The following is a 23,254-nucleotide window of genomic DNA, read 5'->3' on the forward strand; positions in this document are numbered from 1 at the left end:
TCGTGTTGTGGGATCAGGAGGTGCAAGGGGTGGCGCCGACGGCGAACCCGGTCGGCGTCCCGTTCGAGGCGCCGGTCGCCTGGAAACCGATCGACGTCGAGGCGCCGCCGGCCAGGTCGGGCGCCCAGGTGGGCGCCTTCGCCGTCGCCTGCGCGCCGGACTGGGTGACGGTGGCGCCCCAGCCGCCGGTGATCTGCGTCCCGGACGCCGCGGTCCAGCCGAGCGCCCAGGTCTTCAGCGGGGTGGTGCCGGTGTTCTTCAGCGTCACCGAGGCGACGAAGCCGCCTTGCCACGTGTTGTCGACGTGGTAGGTGACGGCGCAGCTCACCGCGGGCGGCGGATCCGTCGTGCCACCGCCGCCCCCGACCGGCGGGATCAGGTACGGCTGCAGGATCGCCTGCTTGGCCTGGTTGACGGTCGTCCAGTCGTCGTTGAGGATGCCGCCGGTGTCCCCGGAGTTCGGGTTCCACGACCAGTACGTGAAGCTCATCCCGGTCACGCCGGTGCCGGCGTACTTCATCAGCTCCTGCAGCCAGACCTTGTCGCGCGGGTCGGCGAGCGTGGTGCCGAACTCGCCGAGCAGCACCGGCGCGATGTTCTGCTTCTGCAGGTAGCCGAAGAAGTGGTCCCACAGCGCGGGCAGGTTCGCCGGGAACGCCGGGTCGGAGAACCACGGCTGGGCGAACACCGACGTCGCGTACTCGTGCGCCGAGTAGACCAGCTTGTCCGCTTTGGACAGTCGCACCGGGAACTGCCGCGCGCCGGAGAGGTTGCCGCCCCACCAGCCGCACTGCGGGTCGCCGGTGCCGCTGACGCAGTCGACACCCTCGACGATGACCAGCCAGTCCGGGTTCGCCGCGAGGACGGCGTTGCCGCCGCGTTCGGCGGCGAGGCGCCAGTCGGTCGCGGTGTCCCCGCACCCCCAGCACGCGCCGCCGCCACCCTGGATCGAGTGCGGCTCGTTGTGCAGGTCGGCGCCGATCACCGTGGTGTTGCCCTTGTAGTGCTGGGCGAGCATCGTCCAGTCGGCCAGCCAGCGGCTTTCGGGGTAGGCGCTGGTGTACCAGAGCGCGGACTGCGCGCCGGAGTCCGGCCGGTGCTGGTCGAGGATCACGCGCATGCCCTTGGTGCCCGCGTAACCGATGATCTTGTCGAGCACCTGCAGCCCGGAAAGCCCTTGCAGGTCCGGGTTCTGGACGGCGTCGATGCTGGTGGGCTTGACGCCCGGGTCGAAGAGCTGGTTGGAGTACGGCAGCCGCAGCGTGTTGTAGCCGAGGCTCGCCATCTGGTCGAGCATGTCCTTGTAGTTGCGGCTCCACAGGCCGTGCGGCGAGTAGTTGCCGGTCTCGGCACCGAACCAGTTGACACCGGTCATCCGGACCGGCGCACCGGTGGCGTCGACCAGCTGGGAACCGGACGCGTGCCAGTACCCGGTGCTGGTTCCCTGTGCCGCCGCTTGGGTGGTGGCTTGCGGGGCCGCGGTGGCCGGGGGCGCCGTGAGAACGGCGCCCCCGACCAGTGCGGCGACCGCGAGTGCGAGCAGTCGCTTCATCGAGTGCCTTTCAGCCGAACAGGGCGACGTGGGCGGCGAACGCCGTGGCGATCTCCGACTGCGCCCAGAACCGGTGGTAGGTGAACGTCGGCGCGGCGCCACCGTCCAGGTAGGACTGGACCTTCGGCCACTGCGGGTCGCTCTTGTAGAAGGACCGCATCGAGGTGAACGTCGAGGAGCCGTTGATCGGGTCGCCGTTCGGCATGGTCCCGGTCCAGCCTGTCGGGACGTAGGGCCCCTGGTCCGTGGTGGCGTTGTAGGCGTCGTCGAACCGGTTGTAGTCCGTCCGGGTCTCCGGCACCGCGATGCCCTGGGTGTCCGCGTTCGCCGACAGCGCCGTCAGCAGCTGCTCCCCCACCGTCTTGGCCTGGGCGTTGCCCGAGCCGGACGCGTAGTAGAGCAACGTCTTCGACAGCGAAGCCGCGACACCGACGTCGGTGCTGTAGTTCTTCACCGTGACGTGCAGGCCGGTGTTGCCGCCCGGGCTGGTGGCGTTCCAGGTGTCCGGCGCGCCGCTCCAGGTCAGGTCGGACGGGACCTGGAAGCTCCCGCCGGCGCCGACCGTGGTGCCCGCGATGGCCCACGGGACCCACTTGTCGAGGATCTTCTTGGCCCGGGCGTCCTTGGTGGCCTGGTAGTACTCGGCGATGCGTTCCATGCCCCAGGTCTGGAAGCCGAACCACTGGTTGCTCGGCGGGTCGTGCCAGACCGGCTGCTGGTCGTAGAACATGCCGTAGAACGTCGGCGTGCCCGAGGGCGGCGTGCCGTACTGGCCTTCCCAGCTGTTCGTCGCGCCGCCGGCGAGGCCGCCTTCGGACGACTGGAGCCACTGCAGGAACTCCATCTGCCGGCCGAGGCTGGTCGCCCAGTCGCTCGCGCCGGTCGCCGACGTCACCTTCAGGCCGGCGTCGGCCGACAGCGCGTACGCGGCCAGCGGGTTCTGGTAGCCCTGGTGGGCCGCGCCGTCACCGATGCGCCACGCCCAGGCGTTCTGGTCGAGCGAACCGCCCCAGGCGTAGTACCAGGAGATGAGGTAGTGCTCGCTGTCCTTGCCGCTGCCCGCCGCGCAGGTGGACGCGCCGACGCAGTTGCCGATCTTCTTGAAGTACTTGTCGAACAACGAGTACCGCAGGTAGTCGCCCATCTTCGACGCCTTCTTGACGACGGCCGCGACGTCGGCGCTCTTTCCTTGCGCCTGCGCCCACTTCTCGGCCTGGAAGGCCACCTGCACCGCGCGGGCGTCCGCGTCCGGCGCGTCGGTGTACTTCCACTGCTTGGCGTAGGACGAGTCGCCGGTGAACAGGTCGAGGTAGCCGTTCTTGCCGCCGAACTTCATCGTGTCGCAGCTCGGCTGCGTGATGGTCTCCCAGACCGACTCCTGCGAGCCGCGCTGGAAGGTGTTGATGAACGCGGGCGCGGTGTTCGTGCCGTCCTCGCAGTGGCCGAACTTGTAGATGTTGTCCACGTCGAGCAGCCAGTGCATGCCGTAGACGTCCGGTGAGCCGTAGGCGGCCTTCAGCTCGGCCGCGATCGGGTCACTGCCGACGGCCACGCCGGTCTGCAGCGGCGAGGGGTAGGACTTCGGGCTCGGGTACTCCGCCGCGTAGGTCGCGGGCTTGCTCGCGTTGTACCCGGAGTTGCCGCTCTGGTCGGCCGCGGACGGGATCGCGTAGGTCTCGATCGACGTCCACGCCGCGTTGAACGGCGTCCAGTCCCCGGTGATCTGCCCGTAGGAGGCCTCGAGCCAGAGGTAGTAGCTGAACGCCTCCGACGTCGTCTCGTGGCCGTAGTCCGGCGCTTCCACCATCAGCGTCTCGATGGAGTGGTAGGGCACCAGGATGGTCCCGAACTTGCGGAAGTAGCCGTTGTTCGGGTCCTTGATCTTGTTGTACTGCTTGAGGAACTCGACCTGGTAGTCCGATGTGGACGCCGAGATCTCGGTCACCGTGACGCTGGCCGCGGCGTAGCCGGTGCCGCTCGCGGTGAAGGTCGCGCTGCCGAGCGCTCCCCCGTTGTCGGCGCTCTTCACGGTGACGTTCTGGGCGGTGCTCCAGTTCGCCGTCGTGAAGGTGAGGCTGGTGGGGGTGGCCGTCAGGTCGGCGCTGCCCGTGGTCTTGGCGATCGCGACGGTCACGGGGCTCGTCGGGGCGCCGGCGAGGGTGACGCCGAAGGTCGTCGTGCCGCCCTGCTTGACCTGCGCGGTCGCCGGGGTGGCGACGATCGTCGGACCGGAGAGCACCTTGACGCTGACCGGGTTCGACGTGGTGGACGCGTTCTTGTTGTCGTAGGCCTTGGCCGTGATCGAGTAGGTGCCGGCGGGGACGTTGCCCCAGCTGCCCTCGAACGGCGCGGCCGTGTCGGTGGCCAGCAGCGTGTCCCCGGCGTAGAACTCGACCTTGCCCACGGTGCCGTCGGTGTCGGCCGCGGTCGCGGCGAGCGGGATCGTGGCCGGGGCGTAGTAGGTGCCGGTCGACGTCGGCGACGTCAGGCTGACGGTCGGGGCCTTGTTGGCGCCGGTGCACGCGGAGCCGTTGACGGAAAAGTCCGTCGGCGGCCGGTTGGCGGACCCCTTGGTGCCGTTGAAGCCGAAGGAGGTGCTGGCCCCCGTCCCGAGGTGGCCGTTGTAGGAGAGGTTCGTCGCCGTGACCGCGGCGCCGGTCTGGGCGAAGGTGGCGCTCCAGCCTTGTTGGACCTTCTGGCCGTCGGGGAACGTCCAGCCGACCTGCCAGCTGTCGAGGGCGGCGCCGTCGTTCCGCAGCGAAACGCTGGCCGTGAACCCGGTGTCCCAGTCGTTGGTGGTGTAGGTGACGGAGCAGGCCACGTCGGCGGCGAGCGCCGGTGGCACGGGGACGAGCAAGGCGGCCAAGACCACCGAACTCGCGACCAGCGGCAGTACGCCGGCCTGGATGGGATGAGGGGAACGCATGGCTGCGGAACTCCTTTGTCCGTAGGGAGCCAGCGATCTGGGAGCGCTTCCAGGCGCAGACGGTAGCCAGCGGGAAACACCCCTGTAAAGAATCGAGTCAGAAGCACACCGTCATCGACGGCCTCGACGTTGCCGACCCGCGAGTAGTCAGCCCGCTGAACACTCCTGAACGGCCCCACCCGTTCGTCACCCCGTCACCCGACCGGCCCAGCCGCCCGGTCACCCGCCGTGCGTTTCGGACGCCGGTTTGCGCCAAAGGCGTACACCTGGACTAGGAGCGCTCCCAGGCTCCACAGCCCACTACCCGCCACCGTGTCGTCCTCCCCGGTGCGCGTGTCGTCGGTCCCGGTGCGCCGTGTCGTCTCCCGGATCACGCGTGTCGACCCTCCGGGTACGCGAACCGACCCTTCCGGCCGCGCGGGAAGGGGCATCACCCGTGATCAGCCGGGCATCACCCGTGATCAGGAGGTCGACACGCGTGATCCGGGAGACGACAAGGCCGGGGTCAGCTGGAGCCGCGGATGGCCAGGGAGACCGGGAGGACCTGCTGGCGGGGCTTCAAGGCCTGGTCGTCGAGGAGCTGCAGCATGGTCTCGACCATGGCGTGGACCTGCTCGCGGGGGTCCTGGTGCACGGACGTCAGGGGTGGGTCCATGGCCGGGGCGAGGGTGGCGTTGTCGTCGAAGCTGACCACCGCGATGTCGGCCGGGATGCGGCGGCCGGCCGCGTCCAGCGTGCGCAACGCGCCCACCGCCATCATGTCGCTCGCGACGAAGACTGCGTCGAGGTCCGGGTGGCGGGCTAGCAGCGCGGACATCGCGTTCGCGCCGCCCGAGAGGGTGAAGTCGGCCTCCGCGGCCAGGTCGACGGGGTCGAGGCCCGCATCGAGCAGGGTCTTGCGCCAGCCGGCGAGCCGGTCGATCGCGGCGCTCTGGTCCTGGGGGCCGGCGATCGTGCCGATCCTCCGCCGACCGGCCGCGACCAGGTGTTCCACGGCCAAGCGCGCGCCGCCCTCGTTGTCGAAGTCGACGACGTGGACGCCGCGGCGGATGCCCGCCGCCTGGCCGCCGAACACGACCGGGATGCGCAGCAGCCGCAACGCCTTGGGCAGCGGGTCGGAGCGGTGCGGCGCGAACACCAGCGCGCCGTCGACGTGGCCGCCTTCGAGGAAGCGGACCGTGCGGCTGAGGTCCTCACGGGTGTCGCTGAAGATCAGCACCATCTGCCGGCCGATGTCGGCGAGCTCGCGGTAACCGGCGCGCATGACGGCCGTGCGGTACGGGTCGTCGAGCAGCCGGGCCTCCGGCTCCGAGAGCACCACCGCGATCGCCCCGGTCCGCCGGGTGACCAGCGAACGGGCCGCCTGGTTCGGGGAATAGCCCAGGTCACGGGCCGCGGCCTGGACCTTCTCCCGCGCCGCCGCGCTGACGTACGCGTCGTCGTTCAGCGCCCGCGACGCCGTCGACCGCGACACGCCGGCGAACGCCGCGACGTCCTCCAGCGTCGGCCGCTCTTCATCCCCTGCTCGAGGCCCCACGGCACCGCCCTCGCTCACCACATCCACCCGGACGCCCCCAGCTTATCGCCCGCGCGTCCCAGGGTCCGGGAGCGCTCCTCGCAGGAAACGCTCCGGTTACGGCCCCTTGACACCGCCGGAGGCCGCAAGCAGACTCTGCGACACCTGGGAGCGCTCCCAGAACGGCTCCCAGCAGTGAGAGCGCTCATTCCCGTCAACAAGGTGGTTGAACACGTGAGAACGATCCGGAACGGCCTGGTCCTCGCACTGGGCATCACGATGACGGCGCTCGGCGCCACGGCCTGCGGTGGCGGCGGTGACGAGACGCCGGCCGCGGCGGGCCCGAACGAACACGTCGACCTGACGCTGGCGACGTTCACCGAGTTCGGCTACGAGGCACTCATCCCGGAGTACGAGCGGCTGCACCCCAACATCAAGATCACCCACCGCAAGACCGGCCAGGGCGGGCCCTACCACCAGGACCTGATCACCAAGCTGGCCGCGGGCTCGGGCCTCGCCGACGTCACGGCGGTCGAGGAGGGTCACCTGTCCGACGTCCTCGACAAGGGCTCGAAGTTCAACGACCTGACCAAGATCGGCCCCGCCGACGCCTCCCCCGACCGCTGGCTCGGCTGGAAGTACGACGCCGCGAAGACCAAGGACGGCAAGGTCATCGGCTACGGCACGGACATCGGGCCGCTCGCCATGTGCTACCGCAAGGACATGTTCGCCGCGGCCGGCCTGCCGACCGACCCCGAGCAGGTCAAGCCGCTGTTCGCCACCTGGGACAGCTACTTCGCCGCCGGCGCCGACTACGTGGGCAAGAGCAAGGGCAAGGCCTGGTTCGACTCCGCCGCGCAGAACTTCAACGCGATGGTCAACCAGCTCCCGCAGGGCTACATCGGCAGCGACGACAAGCTCGCCGTCGAGGGCAACCAGGGCATCAAGGACGCCTGGACGAAGGTCACCGACGCCGTCGCCAAGGGCGAGTCGGCCAAGCTCACCGCGTTCAGCAACGAGTGGAACTCCGGCTTCAAGCAGGGCGCGTTCGCCACGAAGGTCTGCCCGGCGTGGATGCTCGGCGTGATCAAGGAGCAGGCCGGCCCGGAGAACGCCGGCAAGTGGGCGGTCACCGCGGCCTTCCCCGGTGGCGGCGGCAACTGGGGCGGGTCGTACCTGACCGTGCCGACGCAGTCGAAGCACCCGAAGGAGGCCGCCGAGCTCGCGTCCTGGCTGACCGCCCCGGAGCAGCAGATCAAGGCGTTCCAGGCCAAGGGCACTTTCCCGAGCCAGGTCAAGGCGCTCTCGGACCCCGCGCTGCTGAGCCAGACCGACGCCTACTTCGGTGACGCCAAGGTCGGCGAGCTGTTCGCCGAGCAGGCCAAGAAGGTCCAGAAGCCGCAGTACAAGGGCCCCGGCGACGGCCAGATCCAGGAGAACGCGTCGAGCCCCGCGCTGCAGGCGGTCGAGCAGGGCAAGCCGGCGGCGGACGGCTGGCAGCAACTGGTCGACGCGGCGAAGAAGATCACGCGCTGACCTCATGACCGTCATCGACAAGATCGCGCCGGAAGGGAGCCCGGAAGAGGGCACGGCCGGGGAGCGCACGTCTCCCCGGCCCACCTTCCGGCACAAGCTGAGCCGGTGGGACGTCAAGGCATCGCCGTACCTCTACGTCGCACCGTTCTTCATCGTCTTCGGTGTCGTCGGGCTGTTCCCGCTGCTCTACACCGCGTACGTGTCGCTGTTCAAGTGGAAGGCCGGGGACGACAACCCCGACTTCATCGGCATCGACAACTACAAGGAGCTGTTCGCCGACGGGCAGTTCTGGAACGCGCTGGCCAACACCGTCAGCATCTTCCTGCTCTCCAGCATCCCGCAGCTCATCATCGCGATGGCGCTCGCGGCGCTGCTCGGCGGCCGGCTGCGCGGCGCGACCGGCTGGCGCGTCGGCATCCTGCTGCCGTACGCGGCCAGCCTCGTCGCGATCGGCATCATCTTCGCCAACCTGTTCGGCCCGAAGTACGGGCTGATCAACGGCGTGCTGCAGACGATCGGCCTCGACCCGGTCGACTGGCAGGCCAGCCGCTTCGGCAGCCACGTCGCGATCGCGATCATGGTGAACTGGCGCTGGACCGGCTACAACGCGCTGATCGTGCTGGCCGCGATGCAGGCCATCCCGAAGGAACTGCACGAGGCCGCGCTGATCGACGGCGCGGGGATGTGGCGGCGGTTCACCGCCGTCACGCTGCCGCTGCTGAAGCCGACGCTGATCTTCGTCACCATCACCTCCACGATCGGCGGGCTGCAGATCTTCACCGAGCCCAAGCTGTTCGACGCCATGCCCGGGTCGAACAACGGCGGTTCCACCAACCAGTTCCAGACCGTGACGCTGTACCTGTACCAATCCGCGTTCGAGAACTTCAACCTCGGGTACGCCTCGGCGATCGCCTGGGTGCTGTTCCTGATCATCGTGCTCATCGCGCTGGTGAACTTCTTCCTCACCGGCCGGCTGGCCCGCACCCCGGCGGTGAAGAAGAGATGACCACCATCCACAGTGGACTCCGCAAGAGCGTCGCGACGCTCGGCAAGCCGCGCAGGGCGACCTACTGGGTGCTCGCCGTCTTCGTGCTCGGCTCGCTGTTCCCGTTCTACTGGTCGTTCCTGGTCGCCAGCCGCGACAACGGGATGCTCACCGAGCGCATCCCGCCGTTCTTCCCCGGCGGCAACTTCTTCGCCAACGCGGCCCGGGTGTTCGACACCGTGCCGTTCTGGAAGGCGCTGGCCAACAGCGTCATCGTGTCCGGCACGGTCACGCTCACCACGGTGCTGTTCTCCTCGCTGGCCGGGTTCGCCTTCGCGAAACTCCGGTTCCGCGGCCGCAACGGGCTGTTCGTGTTCATCGTCATCACCCTCGCCGTGCCCACCCAGCTCGGCATCATCCCGCTGTTCATCGCCATGTCGAAGCTCGGCTGGGCCGGCGGGCTGCAGTCGGTGATCGTGCCCAACCTGGTCACCGCGTTCGGCGTGTTCTGGATGCGCCAGTACACCGTGGACGCGTTGCCGTACGAGCTGATCGAGGCCGCGCGCGTCGACGGCTGCAGCATGATCCGCATCTTCTGGAACGTCTGCCTGCCCGCGGTGCGCCCGGCGGCGGCGATCCTGGCGATGTTCACGTTCATGACGTCCTGGAACGACTTCCTGTGGCCGCTGGTGGTCCTGGACGCGGGCAACCCGACCGTCCAGGTGGCGCTGGAGAAGCTGCAGAGCGGTTACTACGTCGACTACTCGCTGGTGCTGGCCGGCACGACCCTGGCCACCATCCCGATCCTCATCGTCTTCCTCCTCCTCGGCCGCCAGATCGTGGCCGGGATCATGCAAGGTGCCGTGAAAGGGTGAACATGTCCGTACATCCCGACAGCGTTCGGGCGGAAAACGTTCGGGCGGAGACCGCGTTGATGTTCCCGCCCGCCTTCGTCTGGGGCGCCGCCACCGCGGCCTTCCAGGTGGAAGGGGCGACCACGGCCGACGGGCGCACCGACTCGGTCTGGGACGTCTTCGCGCGCCGTCCGGGTGCGGTCGTGGGCGGCGACACCGGGGACCCGGCGGCCGACCACTACCGCCGCTACGGCGAGGACGTCGACCTGATGCGCCGCCTGGGCCTGGGCGCCTACCGGTTCTCGCTGGCCTGGCCGCGGGTGCGGCCCGACGGCGGCGCCGCCAACGCCGCCGGGCTCGCCTTCTACGACCGGCTCGTCGACCGGCTCCTCGAGGCCGGGATCGAGCCGTGGGCGACGCTCTACCACTGGGACCTGCCGCAGGCGCTGGAAGCCCAAGGCGGCTGGACGTCCCGGGACACCGCGTACCGCTTCGCCGAGTACGCCGAGACCGTGCTGGCCCGCCTCGGCGACCGCGTCGCCAGCTGGTCGACGCTCAACGAGCCGTGGTGCGCGGCGATGCTCGGCTACGCGGGCGGCATCCACGCGCCGGGCCGCACCGACCACACCGCCGCCGTCGCCGCCACGCACCACCTGCTGCTGGGGCACGGGCTGGCGATGGACCTCATCCGGCGGCACGCGCCGGGCGTCCCGGCCGGGATCACGCTCAACCTGTACCCGGTCGCCCCGCACGACCCGGCGAACGCGAGCGACGTCTCGGCGGCCCGGCGGATCGACGGCCTGCAGAACCGGCTGTTCCTCGACCCGGTGCTGCGCGGCGGCTACCCGGACGACCTGGTCGAGGACCTCGCGCCGTTCGGGCTCGGCGAGGTCGTGCGGCCCGAGGACAGCGCGGTCATCGCGGCGCACGTCGACTGGCTCGGCGTGAACTACTACCGCGACTACCGCGTCGCGGGCCGCCCGGTGCCGGGCAGCGAGCCGGCGGGCCCGGAGTGGGTCGGCGCGGGCGACGTCCACTTCGTGCCGGACCCGGCCGCGCCCCGCACGGACTCCGGCTGGGAGGTCCAGCCGGCCGGGCTGACGGAGTCGCTGCTGCAGGTCCACCGGGGCTACCGCCAGATCCCGCTGTACATCACGGAGAACGGCGCGGCCTACCCGGACGTCGTCTCCGACGGCGGCGAGATCGTCGACACCGACCGCATCGCGTTCCTGGACTCCCACCTGCGCGCGGCCCACGAGGCCCTGGCGGCGGGCGTCGACCTGCGGGGCTACTTCTACTGGTCGCTGCTGGACAACTTCGAGTGGGCGGAGGGCTACGCCAAGCGGTTCGGCCTGGTCCACGTCGACTACGAGACGCAGACGCGGACACCGAAGCGCAGCGCGCACTGGTACTCGCGGGTGATCGGCCTCAACGGCCTGGGCTGACACCTCCGGGCCGCACCACGAGGAGGCACGCCGTGAGGGGCACCTTCAGGGACACCACGTCCCTGAAGGTGCCCCTCACGGCGTTCACGCGACCGCGTCGGGGCGCGCGAGTGACAGACTGGCCGGTATGGGACTGCGCAGTGAAGCTTGGTTCAACAACCCCGCCGACCCCGGGATGACCGCGCTCTACCTCGAGCGGTACATGAACTGGGGTCTGACCAGGGAAGAGCTGCAGTCCGGGAAGCCGATCATCGGGATCGCGCAGACCGGCTCGGACCTCACCCCGTGCAACCGGCACCACCTGCAGCTGGCCGACCGGACGCGCGAAGGGATCCGCGAGGCCGGCGGGATCGCGATCGAGTTCCCGGTGCACCCCATCCAGGAGACCGGCAAGCGCCCGACCGCCGCGCTGGATCGGAACCTCGCCTACCTCGGGCTCGTCGAGACGCTCTACGGCTACCCCATCGACGGCGTCGTGCTGACCACCGGCTGTGACAAGACGACGCCGGCGTGCCTGATGGCCGCCGCGACCGTGGACATCCCCGCCATCGTGCTGTCCGGCGGGCCGATGCTCAACGGCTGGCACAACGGCGAGCGCACCGGGTCGGGCACCATCGTCTGGAAAGCGCGTGAGCTGCTCGCCGCCGGGGAGATCGACGACGCCGGGTTCATGGAGCTGGTCGCGTCGTCGGCGCCGTCGCCCGGGCACTGCAACACGATGGGCACGGCCTCGACGATGAACGCGCTCGCCGAGGCGCTCGGGATGAGCCTGCCCGGCTGCGCGGCCATCCCGGCGCCGCACCGCGACCGGGCGCGGATGGCCTACCGCACCGGGCTGCGGATCGTCGAGCTGGTGCGGGAAGACCTGAAACCCTCGGACATCCTGACGCGGGCGGCGTTCGAGAACGCCATCGTCGTCAGCTCGGCCATCGGCGGGTCCACCAACGCGCCGATCCACCTCTCCGCGATCGCCCGGCACATCGGCGTCGACCTGCCGCTGACCGACTGGCAGCGGCTCGGGCACGCCGTGCCGCTGCTGGTCGACCTGCAGCCGGCCGGCAAGTACCTCGGCGAGGAGTTCCACCGCGCCGGCGGGGTGCCGGCCGTGGTGCACGAGCTGATGCGGCACGGGCTGATCCACGAGGACGCGCCCACGGTCAACGGCCGCACGCTCGGCGACAACTGCCGCGACGCCGAGGCGGGCGACCGCGACGTCATCCGGACGTTCGACACCGCGCTGGTGGCCGACGCCGGGTTCCTCGTGCTGCACGGCAACCTGTTCGACGCCGCGATCATGAAGTCCAGCGTGATCTCGCCGGAGTTCCGGCGCCGCTACCTGGCCGGCGGGGTGTACGAGGGCACCGCGGTCGTGTTCGACGGCCCGGAGGACTACCACGCCCGCATCGACGACCCGGACCTCGGCGTCGACGAGGAGTCGCTGCTCGTCATGCGCGGGACCGGCCCGCTCGGCTACCCGGGCTCGGCCGAGGTGGTCAACATGCGCCCGCCGGCCGAGCTGATCAAGCGCGGGGTGCACGAGCTGCCGTGCCTCGGCGACGGCCGCCAGTCGGGCACCTCCGGCTCGCCGTCGATCCTCAACGCCTCCCCCGAGGCCGCGGCGGGCGGCGGGCTCGCCGTGCTGCGGACGGGCGACCGGGTGCGCATCGACCTCACGGCGGGCACCGCGGACGTCCTGATCACCGACGACGAGCTCGCGCTGCGGCACAAGGAGCTCGAAGAGGCGGGCGGGTACCGGGTGCCCGAATCGCAGACGCCGTGGCAGGAGATCCAGCGCTCGATGGTCGACCAGCTCTGCGACGGCATGGTGCTGCGCCCGGCGGTGGCCTACCAACGGGTGGCCGCGACGAAAGGGATCCCCCGTGACAACCACTGACGGTAGTGCCCGAACGCGGCACGTTCCCCGAAAGCGCTGCTTGGAAGCAGCGTCGCGGGGGTACCTGTGGGATAAGCCGAGGCCGAGGAGGACCCCCGATGCTGCCGGACCGTGAACGCCATGCCCTTCGCGAGATCGAGGCGGAACTGCTGGCGAGCGACCCCACGCTCGCCGACGTGTTCAGCGGTCGCGACATGCGGCAAGCCCGGCGCTGGAGCCTCCTGCTCATCCTGTGCGACATCACGGCGGTGGTGATGCTCGTCGTCGGCCTGTTCGCCCGGGACGCCTCGCTGGTGCTCTGGGGCACGGTCAGCGCGGGCGCGCTGGTGGCGTGGCACATCGCCCGCTCGGAGACGACCCGCAAGGCCACCACCGGCGACGCCGAGCCCGCCGCCCACTGAGCGCGTTTCCCCCGCCTCGGTGGTCCCGGACCACCGAGGCGGTTCTCGTCAGGACGCCTTGAGCGCCTTCTCCAGCTGGGTCCGCGACATCTTCGACCGGCCCTTGACGTTCTTCTCCCGCGCCAGCTTGTCCAGCTCGGTCTTGGACAGCTCCCCCAGATCGGCCTGCTTCTTCGCGGCCTTCTTCTTGCCCTTCGCCGCCGGCTTGCCGCCACCCTTGCGGCTCTTCACGCTGCGCGAAAGGGCCTCGAACAGGTCGACGACGTCGGCCGACTGCGCCGGCTCCTCCTCGTGGGCGATCTCCTTGCCGGACTCCTTGGCCTTGATCAGCTCCTCGACGCGCTCGGAGTACTCGTCGCGGAAGTCCTCCGGGCGCCACGGCGCGGTCATCTCGTCGACCAGCGACAGGGCCATGTCGAGCTCCTTCGGCCGGGCCTTGGGCACCTTGGGCAGCCCGCCCATGACGTCCTTCGGCTTCCGGAGGTCCGCGACGAAGTGCAGCGTGTTGAGGACCATCACGTCCTCGCCCGCGCGGATCGCGCAGAGGTACTCCTTGCCGCGCAGCACGAACTTCGCCACGCCGGCCTTCTCGCTGCGGTCCATCGCCTGCAGCAGCAGCCCGTACGCCTTGGCGAAGTCCTCCTTCGCCGGCTTCAGCCAGTACGTCCGGTCGTAGAACCACGGGTCGATCTCGTCGAGCTCGACGAACTGCTCGATGTCGATCCGCCGCGACCGCTCGGGCGCGATCTCGTCCAGCTCGTCCGGCTCGACGAGCACGTGGTCGCCGCCGCCGACGTCGTAGCCCTTGACGATCTCGTCCTGGGTGACCTCGTCGCCGGTCCGCTCGTTGACCTTGCGGTTGCGGATCCGGTCGGACGTCTCGCGTTCGAACTGGTGGAAGTGGATCGTGTGGTCCGCCACCGCGGGGTACAGCTCCACCGGAACGGTGACCAGCCCCAGGCTCAGCGCACCACTCCATACCGGTCTGGCCATGACGACCTCCTCAGCGCCTCCGATACCCGCGCACGGTCGTCCCGAAACCGCTCAGGCCACTTCGGTGCTCTTGCTGTCGCCGCGGTGCAGGCCCAGCATCTCGAGCAGCAACGCGCAGTCGTCGGCGTCCTTGGCCCCCGCCGCGACGGCCAGTGCCGCCTTCCGGCGCAGCCGCTGCCGCTCCGGCGTGTCCTCGCCGTCGACCAGCAGGTCGACGACCGGTCGCAGATCATTCCGCTTGTCCCTCATCCCGTGCTCCCCTTTTCCCGGTTCCTTCCCCAGCCCGGCTACCCCGCATCACCGGACGGAACACAGGAGTCACCGGACCGGACGCCGGAGACACCGATCATTGGGCCGAACGAGTGAAATCGCCCGGTTCCGGCGCCGGACCCGGCAAGGTAGGTGAGACCCACGTCACACCAGGAGGCCGCATGGGCACACAGATCCGCATCAGCCGCGAGGACGGCTCGCTGCCCTGCGAGGTCTGCGGCTTCCCCACGATGCACGTCGCGCAGGTCGTCGCCGACGACGGCCGGGTGCTCGGCCGCACCCTGGTCTGCACGACGTGCACGCGCAGCCGGCAGCCGGACCCGGTGCCCCAGGCCGACGCGCCCCCGGACGAGGTCCCCGCGAACTAACTGTCCGTGAAGGCCTCCTTACCGGCCTTAAGAGCCGGTAAGGAGGCCTTCACGGACGTTCGAAGCCTCAGTTGCTCGTCGTCGCCACCGCCGCGACGAACTCGGCGGCCACCTCGTGGAGCTTGCGGTTGCCGTCCTGGGAGCGCTTGACCAGGCGCTGGAACGCGTCCTCCGCCGTGATCCGGTGTGCCGCCATCAGGATCCCCTTGGCCTGCTCGATCACCGCGCGCGTCTCCAGCGCGCGGTTGAGCTGTTCGATCAGCTCCTGCGCCGCGAAGTAGCGGCGCGCGCTGCGCAGCCCCAGCACCACCGTCGCGGTGTACAGCTCGAGGATCTTCGTGCCCAGCTCGCTGAACCCGTGCTCGCCGAACCCGAACAGGTTGACCGCGCCGGACATGTCGTCGTCCACCGTCAGCGGCGCGGCGAGGAAACTCGCGACGCCCAGCTGCTCGGCCTTCGTCACGAACTGCGGCCACAGGTCCCCGACCGCGCCGACGCCGACCCGCACCGGCTGCCCGGTTTCGGCGGCGCGCAGGCACGGTCCGTCCCCGATGCGATACTGCTCGCGGTCGAAGTTGACCGCCCGCTGGTCGGTGCTGGCGACCGTCTCCGGTTCCCCGTCCCGGACCAGGGTGATGCTCGCCATGTCGGCCCCCGGCACCACCTGCACGGCGTGGTCGCAGACGGCCTGCAACATCTGGCCGAGATCCAGCTTCGTGTCGAGCATCGCGGTCAGCGACTCCATCGCGACCGTCACATCGTCGAGCCGCGCGGTGAGCTGTTCATGCCCGCCCGTCATCCTGGTGACGCCCCTTACTTTCTTGTGCTAAGGGCGCTCTAAGACCAGGGAGGACCCGGGCGCGCGCCACAGTGGGCCGCTAGCGCTTTAACGGGTCCAGCGCGAGATTACTGCATCCCCGCGGCGGCGGGCACAAGCGGTCACCACCTCCGCGCGCCGCACGTCCGTTCGGAGCAACGGCGGTCGCGGGGCCCGCGCGGTCGTCCGGCCGCGGCCCGACGACCGGTGGCCCGTGCGGGGCGACCTCGGCGGCGCGACCGCGCCGACGTCGCTCTGTCCGAAGTGGACTGCCCGGGCGCCGGTCCACGCCGTGCTGGAAGCCGGGCAGGCCGGGTGCTAGGCGGTGTCCTGCAAGTCAAGCTCGCGGTCTTCGCGCCCAGGCGGCCCATCGAGCAGACTTACAGGACACCGCCTAGTCCAGTTCGGCGGCCAGGGCCGGCAGCAGCTCCTTCTCGGCGAAGTCGAGGAAGCCGTCCTGCTGGTCGCCGCCGATCTGGATCAGCGCGACGTCGGTGAAGCCCGCCTTCGCGAACTCGCGCACGCCCTCGACGATCGGCTCGACGTCCGGGCCGCACGGGATCGACCCGGCGACGTCGTCCTCGCGGACGAACCGGGTGGCGCCGGCGAACCCGGCCGGGCCCGGCAGCTCGGCGTTGACCTTCCAGCCGCCGGCGAACCAGCGGAACTGCTCGTGGGCGCGCTTCACCGCGGCGTCGCGGTCGGTGCCCCACGACACCGGCAGCTGGGCGATCTTGCGGGACGCCGGACCGGGCCGGGCGGCGTCCCACTCCCGCGCCAGGTCCGCCTTCGGCTCGACGGCGATCATCGCGTCGGCGACCGGGGCGAACCGGCGCACCGACTGCGCGCCGGACACCGCGACGCCGATCGGCGTGCGCGTCTCCGGCAGGTCCCACAGCTTCGCGGAGTCGACGCGGAAGTGCTTGCCCTCGTAGCTGAAGTAGCCGCCGTCGAAGAGGCCGCCGATGATCTGGACGGCCTCGGCGAGCATGTCGTGGCGGACGTTCGCCCCCGGCCAGCCGCGCCCGACGACGTGCTCGTTGAGGTTCTCGCCCGCGCCGAGCCCGAGGGTGAACCGCCCGCCGGACAGCGCCTGGATCGTCGCCGCCTTCTGCGCCACCACCGCGGGGTGGTAGCGCATGGTCGGGCAGGTCACGAACGTCATCAGCTCGGCGCGTTCGGTGACCTGCGTGACCGCGCCCAGCACGCTCCAGGCGTACGGCGAGTGGCCCTGTTCGGCCAGCCACGGCGAGTAGTGGTCGCTCATGACCTCGAACGCGAAACCCGCTCGTTCCGCGCCGGCGGCGTAGCGCACCAGGTCGTTCGGACCCGTCTGCTCGGTCATCAGGGTGTAGCCGATCCGCATCGGAACTCCTTTCGTCCCGCGCCGCTTACCCGGCCCCGATAATGATCAACCGCGACGTTTGCCCGGTCGCGGACCGGGTATCCGTCGATCATCGAAGGGAGCGGTCATGCCTCAGGCCTGGAGCGGCAAGCGCGAACGTCAGTACGAGCACATCAAGGACGCGCAGGAAGACCGCGGCGCGAGCACCAAGCGGGCCAAGGAGATCGCGGCCCGCACGGTGAACAAGAACCGGGCCCAGTCGGGTGAATCGCGTGAGGCGAGCCCGTCCTCTCTCAACGACAAGTCCCCGCAGGAGCGCGGCGGTGAGCGCTCCGGGAACGGCAAGGGCCCGGGCGGCCCGACCAGGGACCAGCTCTACAACGAAGCCAAGAAGCGGAACATCGACGGTCGCTCCAAGATGACCAAGAAAGAGCTCGAACGGGCCCTCGGCCGGTGACGGCGTCCTCGAGTCCGGATCGCGAAGTGTCAGGGTTCCCCCAGATGGGTAGACAGTCCGGTATGGAAGAAACACGAAGTGGCCCGTCCGGCGGGCAGCCGTCGGCCGACGGCCTGCTCGACGAGGTGGTGGAGCTGCGGTTGCCCGCCATGGCCGAGCAGATCCCCCTGGTCCGGATGCTCACCCACGGCATGGTGTCCCGCGCGGACTTCGGCCTGGACGCCATCGCCGACGCCAAGATGGCGGTCGACGAGGCCTGCGCGCAGCTGGTCCAGCTCGCGGAGCTCGGCACCCAGCTGCACTGCCGCTTCCGGCAGACGCCCGACGCGCTGCACGTCGTGGTCTCGGCCCGGTCGACCGACCCCCGGCCGCCCAGCGACCGGACGTTCGGCTGGCACGTGCTGACCACCCTGAGCCGGTCGGTGACCGCGCACTGCGACGTCCTGCCGGGCGGGGGCGCGGGCATCATCACGATCGAGCTGGTGCTCAACCCGGGAACGAGCGCGTGAGCGCCGAGCGCAAAACCCTCCTCCACCGCCCCGACGAATACGCCCACTGCGAGCCGCTGTTCGAGGAGCTGGGCGAGCTCGCGGCGGACGACCTGCGGCGTGACGTGGTCCGGGGCCGGCTCGTGACCGAGCTGCTGCCGCTGGCCGAGCACATCGCGACCCGGTTCTCCGGGCGCGGGGAACCGCGGGAAGACCTGGTCCAGGTGGCCCGGATCGGGCTGATCAACGCCGTCGACCGCTTCGACCCGGCGCGCGGGCACGACTTCCTGTCCTTCGCGGTGCCGACGATCATGGGTGAGGTCCGGCGCCACTTCCGCGACACCGGCTGGTCCGTCCGCGTGCCGCGCCGGCTCAAGGAACTGCACCTCTCGCTCAGCCAGGGGTCCGCCACGCTGTCGCAGCGCCTCGGCCGCGCGCCGACGCCGTCGGAGCTGGCCGAGCACCTGAGCCTGGACGTCGACGAGGTCCGCGAGGGCCTGCTCGCCGGGAACGCCTACCAGGCGCTGTCGGTGGACAAGCCGGTGCACGACGACGCCGAGGCGCTCTCACTGGCCGACACCATGGGCGAGCCGGACCACGAGATGGCCATGGTGGAGAACCACGAAGCCCTCCAGCCGCTGCTGCAGGAGCTGCCGCCCCGCGAGCGCGCGATCCTCGTGATGCGCTTCTTCGGCGGCCTGACGCAGACCCAGATCGCCGACCGCGTCGGCATCTCCCAGATGCACGTCTCCCGCCTGCTGTCGCAGACGCTGGAGCAGCTGCGCGGCAAGCTCACCGGCGACGCCTGACGCCGTCCCGGGCGGCGGCCCTTCCGAGCCGCCGCCGGTACCGGCGCGAACGGCTAGCCGAGCCAGCCGGGGCGGTCGCCCTTCCGGAGCCGCCGCCACTGTCCCGCGAACTCCTCCCGCAGCCGCGCCGCCTTCGCGGCGTCCTGGCCGTGCAGGATCCCGAACGTGAACGTGTTCTGGCCCTCGCCGTGCCCGTCGACGGCGAGGTGGTGCAGCACCTCCCGGCCGACCACGGTGTCCTGGTGCGCGCCCAGCGTCTGCTGCACGGCCTTGACGTTCTTGCGCCACGCGCGCAGCTTCTTCCCGTACACCGGCTTCACGGTGTCGGCGGCGTAGCGGGCCCGCTTGGCCTTCTTGCGGACGTCGTGCAGGGCCGTCTCGAGGTCTGCGCCCTTCAGCCCGCGGGTCGCGGCCTGGGCGCGGCGCAGCTTCTTCGCGGCCTTGCGGACGGACTTGCGCAGCGCGGACTTCGCGGGCTTGCGCCCGCCGTCGGTCAGCGCCGGCTCCGCCAGCACGGCGTCGAGCGCCCGCAGCAGGTTCCGGTACCGCTTGCCGGTCAGCGCCTCCAGCGCCCGGGTCCGGCCCTGCTCCTCCTCGCGCGCGAAGTAGCGCGTCAGGTACTGGCGCAGCGGTCCGAGCACCAGCTCCGGCGGCAAGCCGTCCAGCTGCTCGCCCAGCCGGTCCTGCGTGACCTCGGTGTCGCGGGCCGGCGCCAGCTCGTGGCCGAGCCACTTCAGCTCGGCGGCGACCGGCGCCGTCGCCTCTTCGTCCACAATGGACCCGAAGGTGCGCAGGGCGCTGCGGAGCTTCCGGCTCGCCACGCGCATCTGGTGCACCGAGTCCGCGACGTCCAGCCGGACGCCGACGTCGGCGCGGCGCAGGTCGTCGAAGTGCGCGCGCAGGGACGCCAGCACGACGTCCGCGGCGGCGGGCTTCTTGCGGGCGCGGCGCGGTGCGGGCACGCGGTCGCCGATCAGGCGCCGCAGCTTCGACGGCCACGGCGACGCGGTCGCGCCGGCCCCGGCCAGCGCCCGGTCGAACTCGGCCAGCAGGCCCGGCTCCGTGCCGGGGTCGAGCTCCAGTTCCAGCTCCCGCCACTCGTCGAGCCGCGCGGACTCGCCGCCGGCCTCGCCGGTCACGTGGTCGTCGGTCAGGACGGCGACGGTCCGGCCCTCGGCGTCGGCGAGGCGGTGGGCGAAGCGGTCGGTGCGCAGGTGCGCGATCGGCACCAGCTTCTCCCCCAGCGTGTAGGCCCGGACCAGGCGCTTGAGCCGGCCGGGCACCTGGTGGGCGTCCCCGCCGAGCGGCAGCTGGATCTCCCGGCGCTCGTCGGCCGAGACGGGCAGCTTGACGTGCCAGCCCGCGTCGTGTCCGCCGACCCGGCGGCGCAGGGTGATACCGGCCTGGGCCAGCCGGAAGGTCCGGGTGTCGTAGTACGACGCGTCGAGGACCTGCTCCACGGGATCGTCCTGCGTCGCGACGCCGGCGACACCGAGCAGCCGCGGCACCCCGCTGCCCGGGACGATCTCGTACTTGCGTTCGCGCTCGATCACCATCGACGGCGCAGCCATGGACGTCCTTCCTGGTGGCGGTGGGTTTCCTCACCGGCTACCCGGTGGGCCCGGTGCCGACACGGGATTCGGCGCACGGGCAGCGGGTAACCCGGAAGAAATCGAATCCGGAACAGGAGCGTGCATGAACCACCGCCGGCCCGCAACCGACCTCACCACCGTCCTCGACGGCGACCACCGGGAGCTCGAGCGGCTGTGTACCGAGCTGGAGCTCGGCCAAGGCAGCCCGGAGAACCGCAAGGACCTCGCCGATCACCTCATCGGGGCGCTGGTCCGCCACACCGTCGCCGAGGAGCCCTACCTCGACGGCGCCTGGGACCTCGCCGAGGCGGACGGGCTGATGCGGCAGCTGGAGGGGGCCGGGCCGCAGGAGACGCGCTTCGAGCGGCTGCTGGGCGGGCTGATCCGCACCGTCCGGCGGCACGTGCGTGACGAAGGCGCCGAAGCGGTGGCGCGGATCCGGCGGGACTGGTCCCCGGACCGCCGCGGCGAGCTCGGCCGGGAGCTGGTCGAGGCCCGCGATGCCGCGGCGACCCTGCCGCACCCCGGCCTGTCCGACCGGATGCCCCAGGCCGACCAGCTCCGGCCGGGCCCCGGGTTCGTCGACCGGGTCCGCGGCGCGCTCGACCCGGCGTCCGGGGGAACCACCACCGCCGGTTGACGCCACCCGCGACGGGGATCACGCCCGGCCCGGCCGGGGTGCACACTGGGATCGGGTTGAATGGGAAGGACCGCATCACGAGGGACGAAGGCAGCGAGGGAAATGAGCGTCGGCGAAGACGAACGGGCCGGAGAGCGCACCTGGACCGGTCTGGACGACCCGCGCCCGGAGGCCGGTCCGCTGGCGCGGCAGTTCGCCGACCTGACGCGCACGCTGCTCGACGCGACCCCGACGGTCGGTGGCGTGCTCAAGCTGGTCGTCGGCGCGGCCGTCGAGATCATCCCGGACGCCGACCTGGTGAGCATCACCCTGCGCGACCCGGACGGCCGGTTCCACACCCCGGTCGAGACCGACCCGATCGCCCTGACGCTCGACGAGCTGCAGTACCAGCACGGTGAGGGCCCCTGCGTCGAGTCCGCCTGCCCGGACGGGCCGGCGATCGGCTGGTCGCAGGACGTCGGCCGGGACCCGCGGTGGCCGTCGTTCGGCCCCGGCACCGCGGCGCACGGCTTCCACTCGGTGCTGGCGACCACGCTGATCCCCGACGCCCGGCCGCCCCGGCTGTCCGGCGCGCTGAACATCTACTCGCGCAAGCCCGGCGCGTTCGACGCCGCCGCCATCGACGCCGCGCTGCTGCTCGCGACGCACGCGTCCCTGGCCCTGGCCCACACCGAGTCCGTCGTGTCCGCCGAGCTCGAGGCGACCCACCTGCGCACGGCGGTCGACAGCCGCGACGTGATCGGGCAGGCGAAGGGCATCCTGATGCAGCGCCGCGGCATCACGGCCGACGAGGCCTTCGACGTCCTACGCAAGGCCTCGCAGGACCTGAACGTCAAGCTGGCCGACCTGGCCAGAACCCTGGCGACTCGCCACACCGAGGTGGACCTGCCGGTCCCCGGGCCCTGACACGCCGAAAGCGTCACTTCCACGTGGAAGTGACGCTTTCGGTGCGGGCGTGAGCTTACGGCGCCGTGTAAGGCGGCCGCTGGTCCAGCGACGGGCTGACGTCCGGGTACCGGCCGTCCTGGCCCGTCACCGGCGTGACCGTGGGGCCCTGCTGCTCCGGTTCGATCCGCTGCCGACCGCCCCGCTGGACGACGGCTTCGACCTCCTGCTCGCCGCGGATGCGGGCCAGCGCGCCGAGCGTGATCGCGTGGGCCAGCGCCAGGATCAGCAGCAGCACGCCGATCCGGGCGATGATGCTGGGCAGGTCACCGCCGATGTTGATGGTCGAGACGAGCGCCAGCACACCCAGCGTCGCCAGGTGGAACAGCACCGTGACCAGCCGGGCCATCGACGCCCCGGCCGCCGGGTCGCCGTAGGAGTTTTCGAGGTAACGGCGGCCGCTGCGGTAGATGATCTGGCCGTCCGCGACGACCAGCAGCGCGCCGATCAAGAGAAACGCGAGGTATGCGTTCGTGCTCATGCCGGACGCTCCTTCCTGGGGGACCTCTCCGGAAGAGGTACCCGGCGGGTAGCGCAGGGAAACGCGTCCGTCACCCGGTGAAGGTGTCGGGGTCGGGCCCCGTGCGGTGGCCGTCGTCGAGCCCGCCGATCGCCGCCATGTCCTCTTCGCCGAGTTCGAAGCCGAAGACGTCGATGTTCTGCCGGATCCGCTCCGGCGTCGACGACTTGGGGAACACGATGTTCCCGAGCTGGATGTGCCAGCGGAGGACGACCTGCGCGGCGGTGCGGTCGTACTTCTCGGCGAGCCCGGTCAGCACCGGGTCCTCGAGCACCTCGGCCCGGGCCAGCGGGCTCCACGCCTCGGTCGCGATGCCGTGGGCGCGGTGGTATTCGCGCAGTTCCGCCTGCTGCAGCGCCGGGTGCAGCTCGATCTGGTTGACTGCGGGCACCGTGCCGGTCTCCTCGGCGAGCCGGTCGAGGTGCTCGGGCTGGAAGTTCGAGACGCCGATCGCGCGGGCCTTCCCGGCCCGCAGGATGTCCTCGAAGCCCTGCCACGTCTTGACGTACTTGCCGGTCTTCGGCAGCGGCCAGTGGATCAGGTACAGGTCGACGTGGTCGAGCCCGAGCCGCCGCAGGCTGCCCTCCAGCGCGGTGATCGCGTTGTCGTAACCCTGGGCGTCGTTGGCGAGCTTCGTGGTGACGAAGACGTCCTCGCGCGCCAGGCCGGACTCCGCGATGGCCGCGCCGACCCCCGCCTCGTTCCGGTACATCTGCGCGGTGTCGATGTGCCGGTAGCCCGCGTCCAGCGCCGTCCGCACGGCGTTCGCCGTGGCGTCGGCCGGGATCTGGAACACCCCGAACCCGAACTGCGGGATCCGGACGCCGTTGTTCAGTTCCACAGAGGGGACATTGGCTGTCGTGGTGGTCATGCGTCCGGCCTACCCGAGGCGTCCGGACGC

Annotated in this window: 22 protein-coding genes; 12 read left to right on the forward strand and 10 right to left on the reverse strand. The window is 70.9% G+C overall.

Annotated elements, in window-relative coordinates:
* Nucleotides 1-13 precede the first annotated feature (13 nt).
* The 3 genes from MUY22_RS38830 to MUY22_RS38840 all read right to left on the reverse strand — a co-directional run bounded on the left by MUY22_RS38830 (nucleotide 14) and on the right by MUY22_RS38840 (nucleotide 5,979).
* Nucleotides 14-1,552 (reverse strand): cellulase family glycosylhydrolase, encoded by a 1,539-nt coding sequence (locus MUY22_RS38830; RefSeq protein WP_247052161.1) that lies wholly within the window; start codon nucleotides 1,550-1,552, stop codon nucleotides 14-16.
* A gap of 10 nt (nucleotides 1,553-1,562) precedes the next feature.
* Nucleotides 1,563-4,478 (reverse strand): glycoside hydrolase family 48 protein, encoded by a 2,916-nt coding sequence (locus MUY22_RS38835; protein WP_247052162.1) that lies wholly within the window; start codon nucleotides 4,476-4,478, stop codon nucleotides 1,563-1,565.
* Nucleotides 4,479-4,983: 505 nt separating this feature from the next.
* On the reverse strand, nucleotides 4,984-5,979 hold the full coding sequence (locus MUY22_RS38840) for a LacI family DNA-binding transcriptional regulator (RefSeq protein WP_256476008.1): 996 nt from the start codon (nucleotides 5,977-5,979) through the stop codon (nucleotides 4,984-4,986).
* Nucleotides 5,980-6,228: 249 nt separating this feature from the next.
* Here MUY22_RS38840 and MUY22_RS38845 point away from each other — a divergent pair, with 249 nt between their 5' ends.
* The 6 genes from MUY22_RS38845 to MUY22_RS38870 all read left to right on the forward strand — a co-directional run bounded on the left by MUY22_RS38845 (nucleotide 6,229) and on the right by MUY22_RS38870 (nucleotide 13,109).
* A complete protein-coding gene (locus MUY22_RS38845) occupies nucleotides 6,229-7,530 on the forward strand; it encodes an ABC transporter substrate-binding protein (RefSeq protein WP_247052163.1) in 1,302 nt (433 codons plus the stop codon).
* A 4-nt stretch (nucleotides 7,531-7,534) separates the two neighbouring features.
* Nucleotides 7,535-8,536 carry a carbohydrate ABC transporter permease gene (locus MUY22_RS38850; RefSeq protein ID WP_247052164.1) on the forward strand — a complete coding sequence of 334 codons (1,002 nt, stop codon included), beginning with the start codon at nucleotides 7,535-7,537 and terminating at the stop codon, nucleotides 8,534-8,536.
* Nucleotides 8,533-9,390, forward strand: a complete 858-nt coding sequence (locus MUY22_RS38855; protein ID WP_247052165.1) for a carbohydrate ABC transporter permease — start codon at nucleotides 8,533-8,535, stop codon at nucleotides 9,388-9,390. The genes MUY22_RS38850 and MUY22_RS38855 overlap by 4 nt, the downstream gene beginning before the upstream one ends.
* Nucleotides 9,391-9,392: 2 nt before the next feature.
* Entirely contained in the window at nucleotides 9,393-10,814 is a 1,422-nt protein-coding gene (locus MUY22_RS38860) for a GH1 family beta-glucosidase (protein WP_247052166.1), read from the forward strand.
* A gap of 127 nt (nucleotides 10,815-10,941) precedes the next feature.
* Entirely contained in the window at nucleotides 10,942-12,708 is a 1,767-nt protein-coding gene (locus MUY22_RS38865) for an IlvD/Edd family dehydratase (protein ID WP_247052167.1), read from the forward strand.
* Between the two features lie 98 nt (nucleotides 12,709-12,806).
* Nucleotides 12,807-13,109: a DUF3040 domain-containing protein gene (locus MUY22_RS38870; protein ID WP_247052168.1), complete on the forward strand. Its 303-nt coding sequence runs from the start codon at nucleotides 12,807-12,809 to the stop codon at nucleotides 13,107-13,109.
* Between the two features lie 48 nt (nucleotides 13,110-13,157).
* Here the strand turns inward: MUY22_RS38870 and MUY22_RS38875 are convergent, their stop codons facing one another.
* Nucleotides 13,158-14,102: a Ku protein gene (locus tag MUY22_RS38875; RefSeq protein ID WP_247052169.1), complete on the reverse strand. Its 945-nt coding sequence runs from the start codon at nucleotides 14,100-14,102 to the stop codon at nucleotides 13,158-13,160.
* A gap of 51 nt (nucleotides 14,103-14,153) precedes the next feature.
* A complete protein-coding gene (locus MUY22_RS38880) occupies nucleotides 14,154-14,351 on the reverse strand; it encodes a hypothetical protein (RefSeq protein WP_247052170.1) in 198 nt (65 codons plus the stop codon).
* Nucleotides 14,352-14,533: 182 nt separating this feature from the next.
* Between MUY22_RS38880 and MUY22_RS38885 the strand changes: the two genes are divergently transcribed.
* Complete coding sequence (locus MUY22_RS38885; protein WP_247052171.1) at nucleotides 14,534-14,740, forward strand: hypothetical protein; 207 nt, start codon at nucleotides 14,534-14,536, stop codon at nucleotides 14,738-14,740.
* Between the two features lie 67 nt (nucleotides 14,741-14,807).
* On the opposite strand, the gene MUY22_RS38890 is transcribed toward MUY22_RS38885, so the two are convergent.
* Both MUY22_RS38890 and MUY22_RS38895 read right to left on the reverse strand, forming a co-directional pair.
* Nucleotides 14,808-15,539: a GAF and ANTAR domain-containing protein gene (locus MUY22_RS38890; protein WP_247052172.1), complete on the reverse strand. Its 732-nt coding sequence runs from the start codon at nucleotides 15,537-15,539 to the stop codon at nucleotides 14,808-14,810.
* A 412-nt stretch (nucleotides 15,540-15,951) separates the two neighbouring features.
* Entirely contained in the window at nucleotides 15,952-16,923 is a 972-nt protein-coding gene (locus tag MUY22_RS38895) for a TIGR03557 family F420-dependent LLM class oxidoreductase (RefSeq protein WP_247052173.1), read from the reverse strand.
* Between the two features lie 106 nt (nucleotides 16,924-17,029).
* Between MUY22_RS38895 and MUY22_RS38900 the strand changes: the two genes are divergently transcribed.
* The 3 genes from MUY22_RS38900 (at nucleotide 17,030) to MUY22_RS38910 (ending at nucleotide 18,656) form a co-directional block, all read left to right on the forward strand.
* On the forward strand, nucleotides 17,030-17,359 hold the full coding sequence (locus tag MUY22_RS38900) for a plasmid stabilization protein (protein ID WP_247052174.1): 330 nt from the start codon (nucleotides 17,030-17,032) through the stop codon (nucleotides 17,357-17,359).
* A 62-nt stretch (nucleotides 17,360-17,421) separates the two neighbouring features.
* Nucleotides 17,422-17,868: an ATP-binding protein gene (locus MUY22_RS38905; protein WP_247052175.1), complete on the forward strand. Its 447-nt coding sequence runs from the start codon at nucleotides 17,422-17,424 to the stop codon at nucleotides 17,866-17,868.
* Nucleotides 17,865-18,656, forward strand: a complete 792-nt coding sequence (locus MUY22_RS38910; RefSeq protein ID WP_256474832.1) for a SigB/SigF/SigG family RNA polymerase sigma factor — start codon at nucleotides 17,865-17,867, stop codon at nucleotides 18,654-18,656. Before MUY22_RS38905 ends, MUY22_RS38910 begins: the two co-directional genes overlap by 4 nt.
* 53 nt (nucleotides 18,657-18,709) lie before the next feature.
* Here the strand turns inward: MUY22_RS38910 and MUY22_RS38915 are convergent, their stop codons facing one another.
* Complete coding sequence (locus tag MUY22_RS38915; protein WP_247052176.1) at nucleotides 18,710-20,227, reverse strand: CYTH and CHAD domain-containing protein; 1,518 nt, start codon at nucleotides 20,225-20,227, stop codon at nucleotides 18,710-18,712.
* A 124-nt stretch (nucleotides 20,228-20,351) separates the two neighbouring features.
* On the opposite strand from MUY22_RS38915, the gene MUY22_RS38920 reads away from it, so the two are divergent.
* Both MUY22_RS38920 and MUY22_RS38925 read left to right on the forward strand, forming a co-directional pair.
* Nucleotides 20,352-20,888, forward strand: coding sequence for a hemerythrin domain-containing protein (locus tag MUY22_RS38920; protein WP_247052177.1), 537 nt, complete (start codon nucleotides 20,352-20,354; stop codon nucleotides 20,886-20,888).
* A 102-nt stretch (nucleotides 20,889-20,990) separates the two neighbouring features.
* Nucleotides 20,991-21,794 (forward strand): ANTAR domain-containing protein, encoded by an 804-nt coding sequence (locus MUY22_RS38925; protein ID WP_247052178.1) that lies wholly within the window; start codon nucleotides 20,991-20,993, stop codon nucleotides 21,792-21,794.
* 55 nt (nucleotides 21,795-21,849) lie between these two features.
* Here MUY22_RS38925 and MUY22_RS38930 read toward each other — a convergent pair whose 3' ends face one another.
* A complete protein-coding gene (locus MUY22_RS38930; RefSeq protein ID WP_247052179.1) occupies nucleotides 21,850-22,314 on the reverse strand; it encodes a hypothetical protein in 465 nt (154 codons plus the stop codon).
* Nucleotides 22,315-22,384: 70 nt separating this feature from the next.
* Nucleotides 22,385-23,224 carry an aldo/keto reductase gene (locus MUY22_RS38935; protein ID WP_247052180.1) on the reverse strand — a complete coding sequence of 280 codons (840 nt, stop codon included), beginning with the start codon at nucleotides 23,222-23,224 and terminating at the stop codon, nucleotides 22,385-22,387.
* Between the last annotated feature and the right edge of the window lie 30 nt (nucleotides 23,225-23,254).

Origin of the sequence: Amycolatopsis sp. WQ 127309 (assembly GCF_023023025.1) — a bacterium.
Lineage (GTDB): Bacteria > Actinomycetota > Actinomycetes > Mycobacteriales > Pseudonocardiaceae > Amycolatopsis.